The organism is Legionella sp. km535, assembly GCF_003990085.1.
GTDB lineage: Bacteria > Pseudomonadota > Gammaproteobacteria > Legionellales > Legionellaceae > Legionella > Legionella moravica.
In genome coordinates this window covers 49,393-71,954 of sequence record NZ_RZGU01000005.1, presented here as the reverse complement: position 1 = coordinate 71,954, position 22,562 = coordinate 49,393, and the positions used below count along the sequence as shown (strand labels likewise).

The window sequence follows — 22,562 nt, the reverse complement described above, 5'->3', positions numbered from 1 at the left end:
CAGACTGATCGATAGCAGGATTTATTGACGACCAATTAACGGATTTAGGATGATGATGTTGACTAAAAGGGAACGTTTTGAACAATGGCGAGGGACTGAAGCACGTAACGAACAAGGAATTATCGATACTGTCGCCATAATAGAAGATTATTTCACTTCTATAGATAGTCTCTCTTCGATAAAAAGAGATCTTGCCCATCATAAGACGGATCATTTTTTGAAATTGAACGTTTACGGTGGACGTTCATTTGGTGCAGTGGCTTTTTGCCGATTTGTAATAGAAGAATCAATTGAACTTTTTCCTGATACAGCATCAGACGAAATACATCTGTTAAAAGAATTAAGAACTATCCTGGGTGAACTATATGATAATCCTCGAAAGAATGTAGTGAATAACGCAAATATTTTAATAGGACACATCCAAAAGTTATTAGCAATCAAGACGGAGGATATGACTCAATTAAAACAATTCAGATCACTTTTTGTTTGCTTTTTTTATACCCTTAAACTTCTTAAGACTGGAATTGATAATTTAAGCGACTGGAAAAAAATTGCAATTAACGCTGTTATCGATCTGGACAAAATTATTCTGGATGTTAAGGGTCTTACTGAATTGACTGAAGAAAAAATCAGGCAAATTGAACAGGCTTTGGAACAATTAGACATTGAAGAAGCCAAAACACGTGATGGAAAAAAATCGCTGCAGGATTATTTTAATGAGCGATTCGCAGCCCTTTTTATGGCAGATGAACGAGAAGTTAAAAAATTTTTGAATTTGCACTCCTGTCTGGATGAATTGAGTGACGGGATTAATTCTTTAATTGCGGCACGTGATGCCCGGCAAGAAATTTCTGAGAACATAACCAAGATCCAATGCTTATTAAATGCTTTGTTGAAGAATGAGCAGAGGGTCACTGGCAGACAATATTTTTTAGAGCTTATGAATCACTCAATGGATGCATTTACGGTATTGATGAAACACACCAAAGGGATTAAAAAAAAACAGTTAGTTGAAAAAGTTAATCAATTAAACGCTCCCGGAATCTTGCAAAATATATCATCAAAATTCTTGTATGGAGTGAGTTGGGTAACCAGCTTTCTTGCAGTTGGCTATCGATTGGTTACCTCTAATTCATTTCAGGACTCTATAGCCAAAAAAATTCCATCAACCCTTGATGCTCAGTGTAAATCGGAACTGAAATTACTGGCTACGGAATATTTAGCTGATTTGAAGCGACAATCCATTGAGGTCCAAAATCACATTATGGTTCATGAAGAGCACTTATCCAGGGGGGATGCCGATTTAAAAAAATTAATAGCCCATGCTTCAAATGAAACGCTGACTCATGTTCTGACTGCAAATCATACTGTAGCTGAAGCTTATGGCGAATATAGGCGAATTTCATTTTCATTAACACAAAAACATTATTATCTGACTTCACTTAAAGAAACCCATAACCTGTTATGTGATTTTATTCAGCAGCATGACGGATGGATGGTTAAATTATCCAATTTCCTGGCGCAGTTTTTTACAATTTTTAAATCAGAAACAGCCGTGGTGATCGATCGTGCTCGTGCGTTAAAGCAAAAATTAGTGAATTTTGAAACCGAATATAGAAAAGAGGTTCACAATGGTGTGATTGCAATTCAAAATAATCCTCACTTAACTAAAACCGTCAAAGATAAGTTTATTAATGAGTTTGGTACAGTTAAATCCCTGGAGTCGTTCCGAGTAATCCGTCCTGCGATCAGTAAAGAAGATCTCGATCATCTTATTGATAATACCACATTATTTTTTAATTCAGGTAGAAAACAAGGTGCTCTGGATAAGCGAGTACGTGTTGAATCTATTACGGTTACTGGGGCTGTATTATCTTTTTGATTTGATAAGTTATCTGAAATAACTCGAATTGCTGTTAAATAAAAACATCATTGAGTCTGATTGTTGTGCATTATCAGACTCAAAAAAGTACTGTTCGGGGTGGTCAATAATTAAAAATGTTTTTAATATCGAGGTTGAACATCATATTGGAGTTCAGAATTATCTGCATTTGAAGAGTGAAACAAAGAGTTCACTGCACCACCAATCAAGTCAATTAAATTAACTAATGGGCTTGAAATAGCAGCAAGGACAAATATGGGAGACATTACTGATAACGTAGCACAATCTACTAATTTATCTGTAGCTTTGGCAAATTGAAACATTAAAATGTTTGAAAAAACTTTTAATAGCTTGCTGGCTGCTTCCAAGAGCAGAGAAATGCTAGCTAAAGACAATAAGACAGGTGCGGTAGCTATAGATGCAATTCGAAAACCGAAATCACTGACAGAGTTATAACTAGAAAAAAAAGCGGGTCTGCGATAGCTCTGTAAAGTAGGGAATAGAGTTGCTCCAATTAATTTTTCACTTACATTTCTACGATCTACCATAATATGCTCCTAAATTGTATTGGGGGCTAAATTGTAACACAAATTGATAAAAAATGATCACTTTGTTGTGTGTTTTTTTTTACTAATATCGATATGAACTTAAATACCTTTGTTTTAGGGGTAAGAACCCAATATCCATTTAAGATGTATTTCTTTGAAGCCAGGCCTACGCGGCATTAGTTTCCATCGCACCCGAATTCCCGCGGCAATTCGGTTCACATTTATTTAGCCACATTTAAGTAACCTGGTTGCTCGCAACTGAATCTTATACACATCTTCACAAACCAGTCCGGTTCTACTTTATGGATCCCGCGGTCTTCGCCGCGGGATTTCGAAATGCAGCATGCTCTCACATATCATGCGAATTCCCGCGGCTGTGACCGCGGGATCCCATGTTTTAGCACAGCCATCCTGGTTCTGCGATCAAATCCGCTGGTCGTGGACAAGATGTGATCAAGAGACAGTTGCTCGCAACCAGGGTTTTATGCACAAATTTTAGAAGCTAGAGAAACCATGATCCTGTTTGCTCGCAAACAGGCTACAACTCCTATTCTCTGGATCCCACGATCATCGCCGCGGGAATTTAGCCCCCATTTATTCAACCATGGCAACATTAAATATTCATAAAAATTAAGCCATATGAAATCAAAGGAATTTTTAGATATTGTCAGTTCTAAAATAAATGACTATCATGGCTTGCTCTGCTTTTTTGCAATGCAGCTTTGTCACCAAACAGGTGTTTTTAAAATAAATTTTTACATAAAAAGGGATTTATATGCGTATCCTATCAGCAGTATTACTTTTTTCGCTAACTTCAAGCGCTTTTTCAAGCACCTATTTTGTTCAGCTTGGAGCTTATGATAAAAGATATCAGGCCGAACAATTAATCCATAAACTTGAAAAGAAAAGTATTTCCGGATCTACTATTTCAGAAAAAACGGTTACTAACAAACGCTATTACACTGTTATTGCAGGCCCTTTTGATAATCAAACAAAATTACAAGGTTATGTAACATCACTGAAGAAAAACAACCAACCGTATTTTGTATTCACACAAAAAAGCGCTATTAGTAAGCAGCCGGATTCTTTGCCTGCAATGAATCTGGATAAATCAGGCAAACAAGTCCCTGCGTTGTATCAGGTACGAAGGGGGGGGAACTTTATTGGCGTAAATGGTGGATACGCACAACAAAAGGTTGCTCTTGCCTATTTAATCCCCCCCACTAGCCCATTACTTGTACGTGATAAAACCTACGACCACAACAGTGCTTTTTGGGGCTTGTCTTTAATTCATGATTTTGAGAGCCTTCCTTTTCGGATTGATTTTAAATACACCGATATTCTTGGTGCTAACCAGTTCGTCACTAATTATGTTTTTAATGCGTCAGAGCCTACGGGATACGTTAATGCAAATATTGATATTAATTCCCGGCAATATATGGTGGATTTGTACTATTTATTAAATATTGCACACGATTTTAGCCTTTATGCAGGAGGCGGAATAGGTGTAAGCAGTAATAGCGCGCTTGCAACCATTAACAATTCTCCGGCGTTTGGCAACAATGCTGAATTTTTCTCATACACTGAAAACGTTTTTGCATATAATGTGGAGGCTGGTGTGAGTATGGACGTGTATGAGAATACCAGTATTGGGGTATTTGCGCGCTACACCGGATTAGGTAAAGTTGTAGTAGAACAGCATTCTCTGGATAACAAACCTGGCATCGGTGATAATCATGGCCAGGCAATGTTGACCGGTGTCAATGTCAACTTCCGGATAGGCTAAAGTCAAAAAGCGTCCGGGTTTGATGTTCGGGCAAATTTTTTTATTTTGGGGACAGCTCCGTTTAATGGAGTCAATGAGGTCAAAGTAAATCTTACATTGACCTCATTAGCTTTCTCACTGAAACCATTGATTCGGATAATCATTGAATCAGCATGGTGATGCATTAGCTAATTAAACAAATATTGACATTTTGAAAATAAAATGTACAATTGGTGTCTTTTTGGATGCCCTATGTTTACTATTAAATCAAATAATATAAAAGAAAGTTTATTTGATGTCTTGTTGCGCAATGAAAACATACAAGCTGCTGAAGAATTAAAAAACGCCCATCCAGAAGAATTTGCTGCTGTATTTTCTGAATCGATCCAAACCATCATGCCGAGGATTTCTCTGGCGATGACACGGTGGTGTTTCAAAGAATTTCCAGATCAATGTCGGGAAATTTGTGCTCACCTTCCCCAATTTCTTTCTTATCAATATTTTGAAGAACGTTGGTATTTACCCAGTCAAGTTCTTCATTTTTGGTTGCAGCAAAATCCCGAGAGCATCGTTGATTTATTACGTATGGAACAGTATGCCATTATTTTCAAGGCCGCGAGATATCGTAAATTTCAACTGGTCGACGAATATTTACAAATGCTGCCTTCCGATGCGGCAGAAATACTGACCAGCCAAAATCAAAAAATTTTTCAGAGGGTAGCATATTCTGATCAGTTTGATCTTATTGAACAATGGTTAAGGGCCTATCCAGGAATTGCACCCATGTTGCTGGCGCACAATAATTTTTATACAGTGCGAAATACAGCCGCTAACGGTCATCTGGAATTATTGCAGTACATGCTTTCTTTCGTGGATGCCAAACAGGTTGTGGCTGCCAAAGATTATGATTTGTTTTTTTGCGTTGTTTGTGAACACCCGGCAATCTGCCGCTTTCTGCTGGATTTTGCAGCAGATCAGGTACAGGCCATGGTTTGCAGCCAAAATTTTAAAGCCTTTCAGATATGCTCAGCGGAACTAATGCTGATTATGTGCGGTATTTTGGAAAGCAATCCTGAAGCACTGCAGCAGGCTGTGACCACTGTGGTTATAAAAGCTGTTCGCCGTTCTGAATTGGATAAACTTAAGATTGTTAAGGAACATTATTCCGAAGCGGTACGTGTGGCAATGAACTCAAAAGAACTCAGCTGTGCTCTTGACTCGACAAAAATTGAAGTATGGGAATGGCTTACCTTTTATTATCAACCTGAGATTAAAGCGCTATTCCCTGATGGGATGAGTGTGTTGTATCAGACTTTGAAATTCCACAAGGAAATCAGAAGGGCCGAATTTTTAAAAAAACATTATAACGATGTACTTTCTAAATCAGGTATTCATCGGATAACCTCCCGCTTATTGCAATTTTTAATGACCCATCTGAATGAACAATCTGATTTTAAGACGGTTAGACAAATTGCAGAACAGGCTATTGGAGAGGGGCTGGTTAAATCTGTTGATGAGAAAGAATACTGGTTGCATTCCTCCTTAATGGAACTTTGTCAGCTAAAAGACATGACCATTAAGACAAAAACACTCCTGCTGCAAGCAATTGAAGTGATCATGTTGTCCAGACGGGTTTCTAATCTGGGAAAACTGAATATTTTCAGCCGTAAGTTATCAGAGAATACCAATCATATTTGGCTTATGAACGGAGTCAGACTCCTTCTTTCCCAGCTATACCCGTCTTTAATAATCGTATTTCTGCTAGCCGATCAGAACGACCTGCAGCAAGAAATCGAGTATATTTCTCAGACATTAAAAGAGTCAGGCGCTATTTGGGCTGTGGTTGGATACAGTAATCGTTACCATTTATCGCTGTTAAGACTTCAATTAAACAAAAATGAGTTGGAAATTCAGGTGCTTGATTCTCTGGGGGCCGTTCCAGCCTCAGGTGAAGATTTATATTATTCGAGAGTATTGGCTAAATTTATTAATACTCTGAAACACAATATAAACCTTGATTCCTTTAATGTTGTTACCTGTCCGCAAGTCAGACAAAAGGATGGTCGGAGTTGCTTCAGTTTTGTACTTCATGATCTGGAGACTGCAGAATATTATCTTTCTCAGGGCATCTCTCATTTTTTTTCAATGGAAGCTGAGGTCTGGGATGACCACAAGTTACTGTTTAAAAGTACATTTTTACCTGAGTTTTATACTATAAGTCAAATTGCATATCCCGGGGCTAAACTTGAATCCAGATTGTCAATAGAGTGCGATCACTATGGAAGTTCAAAAGCACTGGACAGGTCCATTCATTCCCTTTCCAGTCTTTTGACAAGCAAAATGATCACTTTTGCTCCGGAAAATCATATTGAGGAGGGGACATCGGAAGAGGATGAAATAATAAATACCTGCTCTATTATGTAAGGTTATTGTTATTCAAATATAACCCCAGCCCTTAGGAGCTTACCTTGTTCCTGTTGTTGGCCAGATTTAATGCCCTTTTTATTATGCCCGTGAATTCGGGTAACTCTTTATGAAAGGAGTTGAAAAGTACCTAAGAAAAGAGGTATTTATTCGCTCTCATAAAGTCAGGCCTTCCCTTTAGCTGAATATTTGATAATTATCTGAAGATATAGTAGGGTTTATTAGCAGTCACATTAAAATTTTGGCGTAGTATTACAGCCCTGAAGGATAGTAGCGGATAGCCTCATGGGATTATGAATTTAATTGTTTAAAGACCCTGGTCAATTAGAACTGTACTAAAGGAGTTTAGTTCATCGTGAATATTTTAATAGCTGGAGCTTCAGGATTAATTGGCCAGGAACTGATTCATGGTTTATCTCAGGAGCATCATTTTACTGTTCTGGGCAGACATAAGGATTTATTGCGTCAGGTATTTTCAGGACAATTTGTATCCGTTGCCTGGGATGAGCTGGATAAATTGGACGCCAGTCAATTTGATGCGGTCATTAATTTGAGTGGGCTAAATATTTCAGCATCACGCTGGACACCCAAAATAAAAGAAGAAATCATCTCTTCACGAGTCGAAACTACACAGCGTTTAGTGCGCTGGATTATAAAGCAAAAAGCTAATCCTCATTTTTACTGTGCGAATGCCGTTGGAATCTATGGCATGCAGGAGAATGGTGAACAAACGGTATTAAGCGAGGATACATCTATTGATTTTTCCCACCCTAAAGATTTTTTAAGTGAAGTAGGGATACGTTGGCAACAAGCTTTGGAAGAGGCTGAAGCGGCAGGACTGGCTGTTACTTCAACTCGATTCGGCGTGGTGTTAAAGAAAGGGCAAGGAATGTTGGGAAAATTATATCCCAGTTTTATCAGCGGATTTGGAAGTGTTATAGGAAATGGAAAGCAATTTATTTCCTGGGTAGGCAGTAAGGATGTCGTCAATGCTTATCGATTTTTGCTCAATCATCCTCATATTACAGGTGCAGTGAATATTACCTCTCCTAATCCATGCATGCAAAAGGACTTCGCCAAAGCTTATGCAAAATCCTTGCATCGTCCATTATTGTTAATGACCCCTGCTTTTGTTATTCATTTCTTATTTGGTGAAATGGGTGATTGTTTAATTAATCACGGTCAACAAGTCATTCCTAAACGTCTGCTGGATGAAGGATTTACATTTCAATACCCTACTATAGAAAAAGCATTGAAGTATGAAGCAACAGCCAAGGATATGGCGTGAATTGAATGGTGATGAATTCAGGTAAACTAATTCACTGCAGGATTGGATATGAAGATATTTCGGAATGGACGGTTGGCTCCGCCAGCCAATATGTATCTGCATTTAATTCGTAATTGGTTTATTGGGATGTCCCTTATTATTGCCGCTTTAGGAACGGGTATGTTGGGTTATCATGTTTTTGAAGGAATGTCATGGATCGATTCGTTTTTAAATGCGTCAATGATTCTTTCTGGAATGGGACCCGCAGCTACTTTAGTTACTTCATCAGGTAAACTATTTGCTGGAGTTTATGCGTTATTTAGTGGATTGGCTTTTATTGCAATTGTTGTGATTATGTTGTCGCCAGTAATACATCGGTTTTTTCGTAAAATTCACATGGAAAGTGGAGCAAGCAAGGATTGATAACGAATTCATCTCAGAGGGTGAGCACGTGTTTTAGATGCGGTGAGTATTTCAAATCCGCAAAACGCATCGCGTTTTGCGGGATCAGGCATTAGGCTATTAATGGGCTCTTTTGAAAAAGTATTTTAGTCTCATTGGAGTAATTTGTTGATTATCATTAATCGCCGCAGCAAACACATCCTGACGACCTGTATCGTAATCGCAAATCACAGCTCCGCCATGTTGCTCAGGAACACCAGGGGCACTCATTGTGCTTAAAATTTCGTTAGCGCCTTCAATAGCTACTTCAGCAGAATCTGCTTCAACTGGTGCAATCAGAAATCCCCAGGTAGATTCAGTATTGTAGTTGCTAATATTATAGCTAATATAAAGATTTAGCCCAATTTCTTCAGCCATAGAAATGCCTTCTGCTTTAATGTCATTGATATTGGGGCATAGGCTTTCTTGTCCAGCAAAAGCAGATCCTGCGAGAATTAATGCACCAGCAAAAGCGGCTAATTTGGATTTCAACATCATGTTCTGTACTCCTGACTTGTTTATTAAAAAAATCAGCAAAAGAGTATCACTTGCATATAAGATTTACAACAGAGTATCTTTTTGGCAGCGAGGGTTAAAAATAAATCACAGACCATTGCTTTTCAAGCATGATTTTTGAAAATGATAATATAAATCAAAAGGTTATTTTCTTTGCGATAACTTCTCAATAGCATCTAATAACTCATACCCGCAGAGCTGGAACTTGAAGCCTGATGAGGTAAATGTGCAGTGATAATCTGAGCCAATAAACTGATTTGCCGTTCATACATTGCTCTGTCATAACCTCCTTCCAATCCCCAATAGATGCCTTTAATCAGTTCTTTGTTTTTGTTGTATAGCTGGAATATTTGCTCATAAAAATAAGTTAAATCCCCATCATTAAACCGAGTTTTGCTTGCATCAGATAGTGACATCATCCGCTCATTAATCCATTTTCCGCAGGGAGCGGTTTCGTCTTCATGGGAATCCCAGCCTGTTGGTAACAATAGCGCAATGTGATGATGATGAGTTTTAGCCTGTGCAATCTGCTCCTTTATCTTGGCGAGAGCAAACTGAAGCGCTGGATGAAGAGAAATTTTTTTACGGAAGGTAAGGCTCAAATCAACCGCATAATAATCCAGGTTATTATGCTTCCAATATTTTATTTGTTCGCCAACCTCTATGCCGGTTAAATTGAATTCTTTATTAATGTCGAGATGATTCTGCCCGGGGTACACTCGTGAGTCAAAGACATCAATGTGGCAAATATTCATATGAGATGATGTTTGTCGTACTATGTCGCATAAACCATTATCTCTGTTTACATCCGTTCCAACAATAATGTAATGCAAGGGTTCTGTGTGAACAGTTTCCCAATACTTCATGAGTACGGCTGTCTTGTTGATAAGACAAAAACCACTGCCTTCATCATGAAACGCATGATGGGTGGGTAAACCAAAGGAAAAAATCATTTTGGAGGGATTCAGTAGGGTTGTTGCCAAATCCGTGATCAATACTTCAAATGTCCCTGGAGTGATTACGATATCAGAATTAATTTCTTTCACCCCATTTTCTAATGCCTGAATGGAATAGTCTATTAATTGCTGCACGTACTCTTTAGGGTGCACGGCAAGCAGGGAGCTGAGAATTATGTCGTCTGCAGGAATTTGATTTAATGCGTGAAAAGCGGTGAGACTATTCCCGGCGCCTATCTCTCTGAATAATTGCGACCAATATTCGGGTAAGTTGTTGTGATCGCTGGTGATTACGGGCAGCGAATGGCAATTGCTCAGTATTTGACTCATGTGCATGAGGCGAGTCTGTTGATCTTCCGTACTACCAGCAGGCATGTGATGCATTTGCGCCAGAGCATTATGAGATGGAATTTGAATGTAACATTCTGATAAATCGTAAAGTTCCTTATCGTCTTCAATGGAGTTTAATACGTATATACGTTCATTAATTTTGTTTAAAATATTATTTGCAACTCTTTGTATGTAGGGCTTGAGCTTGGAAAAATTAGGAGATTGAATATATGAGGATACAAGAGTTTTATATTCATTTAAGCTTTCAATGGTTTGAATTGACATAAACTTGTTGCTTTTAAACAAACGATTCAATGCTAATAGTTCCGATCTAAGATTACTCGGTGAGTGCTTTTCAAAAAATGTTCTTGGCATAAAGTGTCCTGCGCAACACAAATCAGCTTATAATTAATTTATTAGTCTATACAGTATAGTAGAGATAGGCTAATTATTCTGGTGCTTTTAATTGGGAGTACGCTTCAGTGATCACTCATAAATTAGTTCAATTATCACCTAAGCCTTATGGAGTGCATCTTATCACCAACGAAATACTTAATCAGGTTGAACTCCCGGGTTCAGGAATTCTGAATGTGTTTATTCAACATACTTCAGCAGCTTTGGCTTTAAACGAAAATGCCTCATCGGATGTAGTAGTGGATGTGCATCATTTTTTTTGTGATCTTGTTCCTGAAAACAGAGATTACCGACATAAGGAAGAAGGTCCTGATGATATGCCGGCTCATATTAAATCCATAATTTGTGGCGCTTCCTTGAGTATTCCCTTTCTTGATAACCGGTTATTATTGGGTGTTTGGCAAGGAATATATTTAATGGAGTTCAGAAGGAATGCAGGCGCCAGGAATATTGTTTTAAGTGTGCAGGTTTAATTACTGGCGCAATTGCAGGCACAGTTGCTCTACATTAATTTTTTCTGGCAATTACGGTGGGGAATATTCCCTTGCTGTCGTAAATCACGTTCAAGACTTCAAATCCTACTTCATTCAACTGAGCACGGGTTTGTTCTTCCGTTCTGTAGGTTTGCCAGTTGGCTTGTATGATCTCGCTAAAAATAATCTGTTGTTTGATGGCATCGTCACTGTTGATATTGTTCCAGGTTGATTGGCTGGTTAATCTGGGGGGGGGAGTAAGGAAACTGGTGATTAAAATCCCTTTATTTTTTAATGCGTTATAAAATTGCTTGTAAAGTAAGGTGACTTGTTCATCATAAGGTTCATAGACGTTCAGACCATTGCTGGTTATTAAGTTAAATTGCGATTCAATGTCCAGACTCCATGCATCTTTTTTTAAAAAAGATATATTTTTAAAATCATGTTTGATCGCATTCTGTGCAGCAAGTTCTAGAGAACTCTCATCCAAATCGATGCCGACCAGATTGATGTTGGTTTTGTTTGAATAATCCAGACTGAGAAGATCGTCCATTAATCCGCAGGGAATTGAAGCCAGTGTCCAGTTATCCTGTAAATGCGCTTGAATTTGTTCCTGAAATATTTTAAAGCGTTCTTTAGTTGCAAGACATATTGGTGATTTATATAAAAGCCAATGTTCCAAGGGGTGCATGGATTCTTTTTTCATGCTGTAGAGAATGATATAGGCAGTCCAATATCCATTAAGGCCTCTATTGGATAATAAAAATCGTCCCAGCTCAAATTGAGATAATCCATCAAGTAATTTGAGCGCTTCACTTAGAGGAAGACTGAGGTTCTCTGCTTTTTTTAGTCTGTTTTGGTGTTCGGCTAATTTCGTGTTCATGCTGTGGTTATGTGAAATGATCATGCTCAATTCCATATGGTTGGGAATACAGCGAAGTATAGACTTCTCCTTATAGTTAATCCAGAACAGGAATTATTAACTATAATGTATATTATTTTGGTACCAAGGTGAGTTCATGGCAGGAAGCAATGTTAAACACTTCAAAAATTCTGCACTGTTGATTTTAATGATGCTGCTTTTTGTTTCCAAAGAAGTAGTGGCAAACGATACCGCTTTTGGTGGTGAGGGTTCTTTACCTATCCCTATATCGCAACCGGATATCAAAATGGTTAATGAAGTCATCATCATCACTGGAAAGAACCTGGATAATTCACAGATGAATGGTTCCTGGCATTACAGTTGTGATTTTAATTTTCAAAATACTTTGAATGAACAATTGAACGTGTCGATGGGGTTCCCGTTTCCAGTGTACAATGAAGAATCAAGTGCTATTGCTCTGCCTGAAGGGCAGAAAACGGGGCAAGGACAACCTTTGGTCTATGATTTTCAGGTACTTGTTGATGGCATTACAGTTTCTGCGCATAAAGAAAAAATTGCTCCAAACAGGGATAAGGGATTGTATTATGATGAAGCATATTTATGGACTACTGTCTTTCCTCCCTTGGCATCGGTACGTATCCACCATGATTATGATACCGGCGCTACTTTTGATGTAATGGGATATCACTGGGTTGCCTACGTTCTCAAGACGGGAGCACTTTGGCATAACCAAACCATAGGGCATACCCGAGTGGAAGTCATTCCGAACACCCCAACACGGTTATGTTCTGAAATTGACGGCAATAAGGAGTATCTCAAGACGACACCCGCTGGCATGACCATTCGCGGTACTGGTGCCAATAGGAACTATGTATGGGATTTGCCTCAATTTCATCCTGAGGAGGATCTTTCGCTGTGTCTGTTTACTCCTAAAAGTTTTGTGCGTTATAAAATGATTTATCCCATTTTAAATTCTGAAAATCCGGTAAATGAGTTATCTAAAATGACTTCATCGCAATTACGACTCTTGCGTAACAGCGTATTTGCTCAATATGGAAGACCCTTTAAATCTTCTGATTTGCAGCATTATTTTAATCAGCAATGGTGGTATGAGCTAAATCCAGATTATTCAGACAATATGTTAACTGATGAGGATAAAAAGCTCCTTTCGTTCATTAAACAGATACACGAATGAGCTCGGTATAGTTTCATGTTGAATTCATAATTTTTGAGCTTTCTGGGCTTGATGCGCGTTTTCCTGCAAATTGATGAAGAAATAATGGTATAGTTTTAGCCGATCCAAGTGATTTAAAGTGCTGCTATTTTTATTAAGGATGAATTATGAAAGCAATAGGTTATTTTAAGTCATTGCCCATTGATCATGATCAGGCTTTACTTGATCTGGAGCTGCCAGCTCCTAAAGTTTCAGGGCGTGATATTCTGGTTGCTGTTAAAGCCATCGCGGTAAATCCCATCGATACTAAAATAAGACGCAATGTTCAACCACAAGGCGATCAACCCAAGGTTTTGGGTTGGGATGCCGCTGGTGTGGTCATTGAAGTGGGGCCTGAAGTAACGTTATTTAAGCCTGGGGATGAGGTATGGTATGCAGGGGATTTAACAAGGCCAGGTACGAACAGTCAATTTCATTTAGTTGATGAACGAATTACGGCAAAAAAACCTGAGTCGTTAAGTTTTGAGGAGGCGGCCGCTCTTCCTTTAACCAGCTTGACTGCTTGGGAACTTCTATTTGACCGTCTGGAACTATCGCCAACCAAACCAGGCAGTTTATTAATTACCGGTGCTGCAGGAGGGGTTGGTTCTGTATTGGTTCAACTGGCAAGAAAATTAACTCATTTAACTGTTATAGGGACTGCTTCGCGTCCTGAGTCTGTTCAATGGATTCTGGGCAATGGCGCTCATCATGTCATCGATCACAGCAAGGACATGAAGGCTCAATTGCAGGCAATCAATTATCCTGAAGTGGATTATGTCATTAGTCTGACCCACAGTGATGAGCATGGTAAAGCGTTGGTTGACGTTTTAAAACCGCAAGGTAAATTTGCTTTAATTGATGATCCGCAGCATTTGGATTTTAAAATGTTTAAACTTAAAAGCATTTCCATTCATTGGGAAATGATGTACACCCGTTCAATGTTTAAAACTCCCGACATGATAAAACAACATGACATATTGAGCAAAATGGCTCAATTGGTCGATGAAGGCCAGATAAAAACTACCGTGGCAGAATCTATGGGGACGATTAATGCGGCCAATTTGAGAAAAGCCCATGCCTTACTGGAAAGTGGATTGGCAAGAGGGAAAATCGTACTGAGTGGATTTTAGGTGATTTTGATTCGGCTATAAGAATGGTGTTTGTGTAAAATTAACTCCTCACCACATCAGCCTTAATTCTTGCTGCGCTTGAGATAAATCGAATTCCCGCGGCTATGACTGCAGGTTTGTAGCCTGTTTGCACGCAAATCTGACTTTACTCCAAGATTTCATATTTGTGACCAAGAGACAGTTGCTCGCAATCAGGATCATGGTTTCTCAAGCGTCTAAATCGAAGCTTATAATTGGTGCATAAAATCCTGTTTGCTTGCAAACAGGCTACTTAACTGCGCTGTCTCTTCAGTAGAACATTTACTAAGCCCAGTGGATCCCGCGGTCAATGCCGCGGGAATTCGGTTGAGTTTTAAGCGACGGTAATGCTTCGAATTTCCGCGGCTATGACCGCGGAATCTATACCATCGCGTGACGCTCGGGTTCGGGATGGAGTGATGGGGAGTTACTTAAAAATTGGACATCGATTAATTTAACTCCACAAACCCGGAAATGACAGCCCTCAGTTATTTTTTAAGGATAATTGTGTTTGCTTCTGTTCGCAGGCATTGATTAAATCTTTGAGATTATTCATTTGTCGAACATTCATCGCTTCTTTTAAGGGGGCTTGAAATTCAGCAATGAATTTAGAAATTAACCCGCCCAAACTGCCTTGATTTAAGGCTCCTAACTCTTTTGTGGTTAAGGCATTCTTTCCACCTTGCAAAAGATTCATCAAGTGAGTGGCTGCAGTGCATTTCTCTGTTCTGGTGTATTGCGGAAACAGGGATAAATGATGGATCTCGGGTTGTTTTGCACGCTGCTTGTTGTACTGCTCCAATTGGTGTATTAGTTTGTCCACCGGATTTTGCTTATTGAGGGCATTGATTAATTGATTCACTGTTTTGATTGGTTTATCAGCCTTGAAATACGATTGAATAGCAAGCTCATGTTCTGCAAGATAGTTTTTGATGGTCTTGTTTAAGCGTCCGTCATTCAATACGGCTTTATCATGATGATTAATCATTGATGCCGGATTGTTCAACGCATTAATAAAGTGCTGTACAGCATCCAGTTTATCCTTTCTAGTGTATTGGAATAATGGGATCCAGTGATGAGTGAAGTACTCATCTTTCCTTTTTTGGGCATATTCTTCTATAGTCTGTATCAATCCTGAAAATGGATTTAATTGATCAGCATCTGATTTGTCTTTATCTGGCACGGATGCGTTGCCTGATGCCTGTTGTGATGTTGTGTTTTTTTGCTGTGTGTTCAATACCTTTTGGTCTTGGAGTTCTTCCTGTTCTTTTGGTTGCCTGGCTGTCTCGATTTCCTTTTGACGCTGTATTTGTGCTTCCAGTTTTTGTTTTCGTTGTTCTTGTGCCTCTAGCTCTTTCTGGCGCTGTTGCTGCGCTTCCATTTTCAGTTGTCTGTGCTGTTGGGCATCCAAGTCTTTTTGTTGTCGTTGCAATTCTTCCTGTTCTGTTTGTTTTTGATGTTCCTGGAATTTTTTATCAAAGGCATTCAGAGCATCAAAAGCACTTTCCAATTCATACTGTTCATCAAAATATGCGGGTACTAATTTATTGGTTTCCAGAAGTGCTTTGAATTCGCGAATTTGATTGCGATTCAATTCATTTGATATCAGTTCGCTTGGAGAGTGTTCTTTATTGCGTTCAAAAAATTGTTCAATTCGAGGGATCAGAGTGTCTATCGCCGTTTTGGTATTTTTGATATCGTAATACAAATCAAAGCGATAATAATGGCTTTTCAGATCGATATGGTTTTCTTCCATCATATTTTGTACATTCATGATGGCTTCTTGTATCGCTTTTTTTTGTTCTTTCAGAATAACATTTAAGGCCAAATTGCCTGTCGAGCCAAGAAGAGCATTCAGTTCATGGCGTGGATCGTTGGGAAGCGCTTGTTTTGCTTCAGATTGGAGAACTTGCACCAGTTGATTGCCATGAGTCTTAAGCGATGTTATTAAGTTCGGGCTTAATTCATCAGCAGAACGCCCTTTAAGAAAATGAGCAATGAATGGCCACATCTTCATTTCGATTGCTTTAGCAAGAACGTGGTCGATTTTATAGTGGTCCAGAAGGACGCTGATAATTAAGGGTTTATTGAGATTTGCATTAAAAAGAGAAATGATGTTCTCATCTACTTCAAGCTCGTTTTGCAAACGATTTTCAGACTTACTTTGGATTTGTTCCAATAATGCACCAAGAATGATTTGATCATTCTCTTCCAACGCTCTGAAAATCAGATGATTTTTCATAGGCCTGGATAATCCTGGATCATCGGTCATCTCATTGATGGAGTGAAACAGGCTGGCAAAGGGACGGTATTTATTTTGAATGACAAATTCATACAGGCGATTGAGTGCTCGTTTATAAATTAAATCGTAGGCAGTATGCGCTGTGTTTGGAGATTCTTTTGTGTTCATACCAAACAGATGATCAAGTAGTTCATAAAGCTCTTGCTTCTTTTCAAATTCAATAGGGGATTTTAATAATTCGTTCACTATATCTGGAGCTTGAGCCAGACAGGCTTGTTTGAACAACTCTTTCGTGTGTGTGGTGAATTGCTCCATTTTCTGCAACTGTCTAAACAGAACGAGATCATTGTTTGTAATGGCAAAATTGATGAAGGCGGCAAAATAATCGTTCATTTTATCTTGCTCATGGCCCAGTTTCATTTTTTTATAAAAGTATAAAACAGCTTCGGGGGTTCCATCGAGAAACAGTAGACGCAAAAGTTCATTAGAATGGGATTTAAAAAATTGTTCAAATTTAGCTTTTTGAAAAGCTGCATCCAGCAAGCGGTTATTTGTTTGTTTTATGGCAAGTGAAAACAATTGACGAGGCGGAATTTCCGCGTCGTATTTGATCAAGAGCAAATAGCCTTCCTCATTTTTTTCATGAATCGCCTCATACAGAGGAGAGCCTTCGATTTTGTATGCAGAATTGATATATGGGGAAAGGATTTGGATTACTGGTTCATGGTGTGACCTTACCGCTGCTTTTAGCAGGCTGATATAAATTGTGTGATCCATCAGTCGATTGCGTTTTAATAATAATGCCAATAAATCAAATTCTTTTGATTCGGCCAGTCTTAAATAAACCTGTTTATCTGCTGATAAGTTGGGATAATGGTCCAGGAGAAATTCAATGGATTTATAATTTTTATTTTGATGGGCTGAAACAAATAAATCATAGGCTTCATTTAATGACAAATAAACCTGTGAATTTAATTCTTCGGCAAAGGAAAAATAGTGATTTTCAATGGCATAAATCAGTATGTTACATAAGGGTTGGATGAGTATTCTTAATTCGGCACGGTATTGTCTATCGGCAAACTCATCATCTTTTGTAGTACGTTCAAACAATCGTTGATCGTATTCACTCATTTCATTGCGAATGAATTGATACAAAAGGGAAGAAGAAAATGATTGGGTCGAGTTTGGAAGTGCTTGAGCCAGCTTGATTGCATAGGGATAAAAATCAGAGTTATTACTGTCTATAATTATCTTTATGGTCTTTAATGCCAGATCTGGGGACTCTTTGGTAATGTGTTCGTACAAATGTTTATTATTATTGGTTACGGCAATCCATAATAAATCATCCAGTAGCAGATGATCTGCTGTTAATATACGGTGTTTTGGGACGTCATGCTGGTAATTATTCCATGATCGGATGATAAAATCACTGAAACCTGATTGAATTAATTCTTTAATTAATGGTTTGTTAGTTTGAGTAAAAAATTGGTAAAAATCAACAGAACTAGACAGTATGGCTTCCAGACGTTGATGATCATTTAATTTTAAAGCATCTTTGATTTGTTCTATTTGAAATTCAGTGGATACCTTAAATTGTTTCCGGGTCAGACATTCAACCATCTCCTTATTACCGCATGCGCAGGCAAATTGAAGCGCCTCGTTACCTGCATTGGCGGAAATTGAATCGGGCCAGTTTCGTTTAATTAATGCATTCTTTTTGTAGCTAATTAATACGTGCAGGACAGATAATGATTGATTTTGACTTAACAAATCGACAGGTTCTTCCAGTGAGTTACTCTTTAATGATGCGATGAATCCGTTCCATTCTGATGACGGATTACTGGCAACACTCAATTCAAAAAACTCGTGGCGGTTTCTTTTTAACGTTTCAGAATAAAGAGACGGTAAGACTGTAAAACCGGCCTGAATTAATTGTTGGAAATTTAAGAGCGAGGTTTTGCTAATCAGTTTTTTATTGATTAGAGCATTGTTGTCAACCATCGGATATTGTTCGCGAACCCCAAGCCAAAACGTTAATGCGCCACGCTTATCGTGCTTTGCAGCAGTTCGAATTCCTGAGGTGATAACGGATTCGGGCAGAACCGGGATTTCTTGAGTAACGGCTTTTAATAGTTCTGCATTTCCATTTTTGGTGAGTTGGATGATTATTTTTGTTAAGAGAGGCTCAGAAATTGAGTTTAATGGAATGTCATAATTTTTGTATAGCTTTAGTACTTCCATGATACAGACTGGATTTCTTGACCGAGCTGCTCTTAGCAAGCTAAAGTCATTTTGTATCAAAAATTTAAATGCTGTTTTTTCAACAGCCGTCACTACATGGTTTTTTTGGTAGTCTTCAACCATACGTTGAAACAGTCCAATAGTACCTGACCAAAGTGCGTAATAGATTAATGCCTGTTTGTTTTCTTTGTTGGATTTATTGGTATAGATCTGATAAACAAGTTCATTATTGCTGTCCATCAGCATGAGATAGGCGCAGTCTTTTATTGCAATTTCATCTTGTTGCACATGATATTCAATAGTTTGTCTGTCATTGATGTTAGTAGCAAAGAACAAGCTGTTGTAGTTCCAGTCTTTGTCTTTTGGGGCAATTGTTCTTTGGTAGTCCGGTTGGCTATGAAGCGACTTAAGCAACACTTGCTTTTTATCGGGGTAGGTAGCCTGGGATGTGTCATTAGGATTCGCATAGACGATTATGCCTAATCCTACATTACTGTTATCCGGATAGCCAAACTGCCGGGATAACTCATCTATTGCCTCATCTGCTGCGTTAAATCGCCGGGTATTGGTTGACTGGGGATTAGGATGTTCCTCGTTATCTTCATCGTAATTAGGATCATAGATTTCAAATTGATCATTAATAAAGGAGAGGGCTATGGCGTGGTTGTGAGAGCGGATATAACACGCTCTGCCTTCGTTACGGATTTGTTCAAGAAGATTGGACCAATTGGTCGCGCTTTCAACCAAGCCGATGCTGAATTCCTTTTTAATGGGTTTACCGTTGATTAAAACGCTATGTTCCATATCTCCTTGATAATACTGACCTTTAGTATACTTAAATCGATTAAATTCAATTTCAATCTCTCTGATAAATTGATCAATCGCATTATTGTGTCCCATTTGATAATCTTCGGGGAGGCAGGCTAATCGTTTTGATAATTCGAAAAATTCGTTTTTTTTACCTTCAAGAGTGTATCGTACGTATAAGCTTGCTAAACCACCACAAACGCCACCTTTATTCAGTTTCATGTGAGCATCATTTCTGCTTAGAAATTTATTGACTGAATCAATAATTTTAACTTGTAATGGCATATCAACCTCGGGGTAATCTTATTCGATGATTTAAGTGGCAATGTTTTAAATTATAACATATTGCGCCTAATTCGATACTTTTAGAGGTCGTTTGATCGCGAAGTATAGGAGTCAATGCAAAATTTGCTTGATTTAATACGGGTATATTCACTAAGGTAACCCATCAGAAGTGATCAAATAAGGAAGGGGCATATGTTTGGAATGTTTAATCAAGCCAGTCAATGGAAGAAGGGATTACAGATAGTTAATGTGTTGTTGTTAAGCACAGCAACTTATAAATTGTTAACAGATCCTGATGCGAAGGCCTCGGTAGAAGGCTTGGATATAGCGGTTCACGCCCTTAATTTTTTAACCCTTAGAGAACATGCCAGTGCTCTGAATGAATTCCTGACTTTAGGCGTGAATCTTTTCAGCATGGGGGCATCCTATGCCCGAATGACTTCCGAATCGACGCAAACATCTCCATTGCTAGATGCACTGGGAGTTGCTTCTACTGTGCTGAATACCGGAGCTCTATTGTCCGAATCGACAGGCACGAATCCTGAAACTTGTTCATCTATAGTGATGACTCCTTGATTTGGTTGATCCTGTTTTTACAGAAAATGGACAGATGGGTAAATTTCTTGCTGGTACAATATAATCCATATTTTCCTTAAAGTTTCCTATCCGTATCCTTTTTAATGGGTAAAGTAGTGTAACTTTGGAAAATGCTTGATTTATTAGAGGCTTAATGGATAAAATTTCGACATTTTAATCCTGAGAGGTACTGTATTATGTTTGGTTTTTTTGATAAAGGCATATCCTGGACACAAGGTATGCAATTGTACAATGCAGCAGTTATTTCTGTAGCTGCTTATTCTTTGATTACAGATCCTCAAGGAAAGGTTGCTGATCTTGGACTGGCCCTATGCACTCATGCATTCAGCACTTATTGTCTGAATGAGACAACCGGGTTTGGGGCGAAGTTGCTGGGTGTTGGAGGTAACTTATTCAGATTGGGAGCTATTTATGCTGGAGTGACTTCTGGATGTACTAATGCCTCATGGACATTGAATGCTTTGAGCGCTTGTGCGAGCGCATTGAATTCAACAACCCTTTTATTCTGTGACAGGTCTGATGAGGATGAAGCCAAGGCTACCAAAAAGCCCCAATAATGATAGGGTATGTTGATTCTTCTTCACCTGTTTCTCAATGTTTCTTGATTTGTTCCTGAAAGAGCATTGCTTTGTATAAGTTATCCTCGCGAAAAGGCACTTATGTTCGGAGAACATGAGCTCCTTTCGCTCACATTTCCTTTCCCCCACGCGTAGCGTGGGGGAAAGGTTTAGGGTGGGTTCAAATACTAGCGCGCAAAAGTGCGCACATTCAGGCATCTTGATTAAATTAATTATTCTTAAATTAAATTTTATGCACACTGATTGTTTGTGATCTATATTAATAAATATAGGAATAATAATAATTTAAGATTAATACAATCAAGGAAATGCTATGATAAATATTCTGCTATTGCTATTAGCAGTAACATCATCTGATTTCGCTTTACTTCCCTTACCTGTACTAGAAAAACAACTCGCTATGAATGAGAATGTTCAAAGCCTGATCCCATCCTATAATTATCAATTAAACGAGATAAAGGACATGCTTCAAAAGGAGGGGAATACCTTACATGCACCGGTCATCAATAAAGTTCTGACAACGATCAAATGTGCGACAACTTATAATGTCCAACGCAATAACATTTTGACCATTATTGATTATTCCTTACCATCAAACGAAAAAAGATTATGGGTATTTGATTTACAAGAAAAGAAATTACTGTTTCATACCTATGTGTCTCATGGCATCAGATCAGGCACTTTATTAACCAACTATTTTTCAAATAAATACGACAGCAAAGCCAGCAGCATTGGGGTCTATAAAACCGATCAGGCTTATTATGGCCGAGAGGGGCTTTCTTTAAGATTGGCTGGTCTTGATAAAAGTTTTAATGACAATGCCTATAATCGGTCGGTCGTGATGCATGGGGGTTGGTATGTAGAGGAGAATTTTATCAAACGGTACGGGAGACCTGGACGCAGTTGGGGATGTCCTGCTCTTCCCCCTGATCTTTATAAGCCCATTATTAATACCATAAAAGACAATTCACTCATGGTCATTTATTATCCCAGTGATGAATGGTTTGGAAAATCCAAATTTTTAACCTGCGATGCCCCTCCTCAACCAGTTAATTCAACTGTACTGATGGCCAAGCCGGACTCACCACCCAATGATGTGGATCTTAGAGAACCTGTTTTATTTGCTGATCTGAATAAAAATGATCGACGAGAGGAGGAAGAACCTATTGTCGTGATGTCGGCTGATGCTTATGAACGGGTATTTCATACCCAGGCACCATTAGGAAGGATGTTGCGCCGTCAAATTAATAATCAAGAGTACATCGCTTTAAGTAGCAAAGAATTTAATAAACTGGTGGTACAAAATGATAGAGGGGGGTTAGATTCGATTAATTTCGTAATACCCGTCATTATTATGGTGCATGGGTATTATGAAACGCAAATGAAAATTCTCAATATGGGAAAAATTAAAGAGGTGCGTTCAAACTCGGCTACATCAAGTACTATTGATGATGCAATAAAGAGTTATACAGTGAACACGGAAACCAGGCCATTCATTAATTTAAAAGCTACTAATCGGTTCATCCGCTGGTTGGGGCTTTAATCCGTT

General features: G+C 38.6%; 16 protein-coding genes. 11 read left to right on the top strand and 5 right to left on the bottom strand.

What is annotated here, in order from left to right; genetic code table 11:
• Positions 1–49 precede the first annotated feature (49 nt).
• Complete coding sequence (locus ELY21_RS04340; RefSeq protein WP_127107236.1) at positions 50–1,882, top strand: hypothetical protein; 1,833 nt, start codon at positions 50–52, stop codon at positions 1,880–1,882.
• Positions 1,883–2,004: 122 nt separating this feature from the next.
• On the opposite strand, the gene ELY21_RS04335 is transcribed toward ELY21_RS04340, so the two are convergent.
• Complete coding sequence (locus ELY21_RS04335; RefSeq protein ID WP_127107234.1) at positions 2,005–2,430, bottom strand: hypothetical protein; 426 nt, start codon at positions 2,428–2,430, stop codon at positions 2,005–2,007.
• A 775-nt stretch (positions 2,431–3,205) separates the two neighbouring features.
• Between ELY21_RS04335 and ELY21_RS04330 the strand changes: the two genes are divergently transcribed.
• The 4 genes from ELY21_RS04330 to ELY21_RS04315 all read left to right on the top strand — a co-directional run bounded on the left by ELY21_RS04330 (position 3,206) and on the right by ELY21_RS04315 (position 8,309).
• The gene (locus ELY21_RS04330) at positions 3,206–4,216 is read left to right on the top strand and encodes an SPOR domain-containing protein (protein WP_127107232.1); all 1,011 of its coding nucleotides are present in this window, start codon (positions 3,206–3,208) and stop codon (positions 4,214–4,216) included.
• 231 nt (positions 4,217–4,447) lie between these two features.
• Positions 4,448–6,619 carry a hypothetical protein gene (locus ELY21_RS04325; protein WP_127107230.1) on the top strand — a complete coding sequence of 724 codons (2,172 nt, stop codon included), beginning with the start codon at positions 4,448–4,450 and terminating at the stop codon, positions 6,617–6,619.
• Between the two features lie 355 nt (positions 6,620–6,974).
• Positions 6,975–7,907, top strand: coding sequence for a TIGR01777 family oxidoreductase (locus ELY21_RS04320; RefSeq protein WP_127107228.1), 933 nt, complete (start codon positions 6,975–6,977; stop codon positions 7,905–7,907).
• Between the two features lie 48 nt (positions 7,908–7,955).
• The gene (locus ELY21_RS04315; RefSeq protein ID WP_127107226.1) at positions 7,956–8,309 is read left to right on the top strand and encodes a hypothetical protein; all 354 of its coding nucleotides are present in this window, start codon (positions 7,956–7,958) and stop codon (positions 8,307–8,309) included.
• A 99-nt stretch (positions 8,310–8,408) separates the two neighbouring features.
• Here the strand turns inward: ELY21_RS04315 and ELY21_RS04310 are convergent, their stop codons facing one another.
• Together ELY21_RS04310 and ELY21_RS04305 are read right to left on the bottom strand one after the other, a co-directional pair.
• Entirely contained in the window at positions 8,409–8,825 is a 417-nt protein-coding gene (locus tag ELY21_RS04310) for a DUF4949 domain-containing protein (protein ID WP_199741633.1), read from the bottom strand.
• Between the two features lie 194 nt (positions 8,826–9,019).
• The gene (locus ELY21_RS04305; RefSeq protein WP_233588659.1) at positions 9,020–10,504 is read right to left on the bottom strand and encodes an acetylpolyamine aminohydrolase; all 1,485 of its coding nucleotides are present in this window, start codon (positions 10,502–10,504) and stop codon (positions 9,020–9,022) included.
• A gap of 107 nt (positions 10,505–10,611) precedes the next feature.
• Between ELY21_RS04305 and ELY21_RS04300 the strand changes: the two genes are divergently transcribed.
• Positions 10,612–11,016 carry a secondary thiamine-phosphate synthase enzyme YjbQ gene (locus ELY21_RS04300; RefSeq protein WP_127107224.1) on the top strand — a complete coding sequence of 135 codons (405 nt, stop codon included), beginning with the start codon at positions 10,612–10,614 and terminating at the stop codon, positions 11,014–11,016.
• A gap of 34 nt (positions 11,017–11,050) precedes the next feature.
• Here ELY21_RS04300 and ELY21_RS04295 read toward each other — a convergent pair whose 3' ends face one another.
• On the bottom strand, positions 11,051–11,923 hold the full coding sequence (locus tag ELY21_RS04295) for a class I SAM-dependent methyltransferase (protein ID WP_158618510.1): 873 nt from the start codon (positions 11,921–11,923) through the stop codon (positions 11,051–11,053).
• A gap of 112 nt (positions 11,924–12,035) precedes the next feature.
• Between ELY21_RS04295 and ELY21_RS04290 the strand changes: the two genes are divergently transcribed.
• A complete protein-coding gene (locus tag ELY21_RS04290) occupies positions 12,036–13,094 on the top strand; it encodes a YARHG domain-containing protein (protein WP_127107220.1) in 1,059 nt (352 codons plus the stop codon).
• 146 nt (positions 13,095–13,240) lie between these two features.
• A complete protein-coding gene (locus ELY21_RS04285; RefSeq protein WP_127107218.1) occupies positions 13,241–14,245 on the top strand; it encodes a zinc-binding alcohol dehydrogenase family protein in 1,005 nt (334 codons plus the stop codon).
• A gap of 502 nt (positions 14,246–14,747) precedes the next feature.
• Here ELY21_RS04285 and ELY21_RS04280 read toward each other — a convergent pair.
• Positions 14,748–19,775 carry a hypothetical protein gene (locus tag ELY21_RS04280; protein WP_127107216.1) on the bottom strand — a complete coding sequence of 1,676 codons (5,028 nt, stop codon included), beginning with the start codon at positions 19,773–19,775 and terminating at the stop codon, positions 14,748–14,750.
• A gap of 255 nt (positions 19,776–20,030) precedes the next feature.
• Here ELY21_RS04280 and ELY21_RS04275 point away from each other — a divergent pair, with 255 nt between their 5' ends.
• The 3 genes from ELY21_RS04275 (at position 20,031) to ELY21_RS04265 (ending at position 22,556) form a co-directional block, all read left to right on the top strand.
• The gene (locus ELY21_RS04275; RefSeq protein WP_127107214.1) at positions 20,031–20,414 is read left to right on the top strand and encodes a hypothetical protein; all 384 of its coding nucleotides are present in this window, start codon (positions 20,031–20,033) and stop codon (positions 20,412–20,414) included.
• 197 nt (positions 20,415–20,611) lie between these two features.
• A complete protein-coding gene (locus ELY21_RS04270) occupies positions 20,612–20,992 on the top strand; it encodes a hypothetical protein (protein ID WP_127107212.1) in 381 nt (126 codons plus the stop codon).
• Positions 20,993–21,326: 334 nt separating this feature from the next.
• Positions 21,327–22,556, top strand: a complete 1,230-nt coding sequence (locus tag ELY21_RS04265; RefSeq protein ID WP_127107210.1) for a murein L,D-transpeptidase catalytic domain family protein — start codon at positions 21,327–21,329, stop codon at positions 22,554–22,556.
• Positions 22,557–22,562 lie beyond the last annotated feature (6 nt).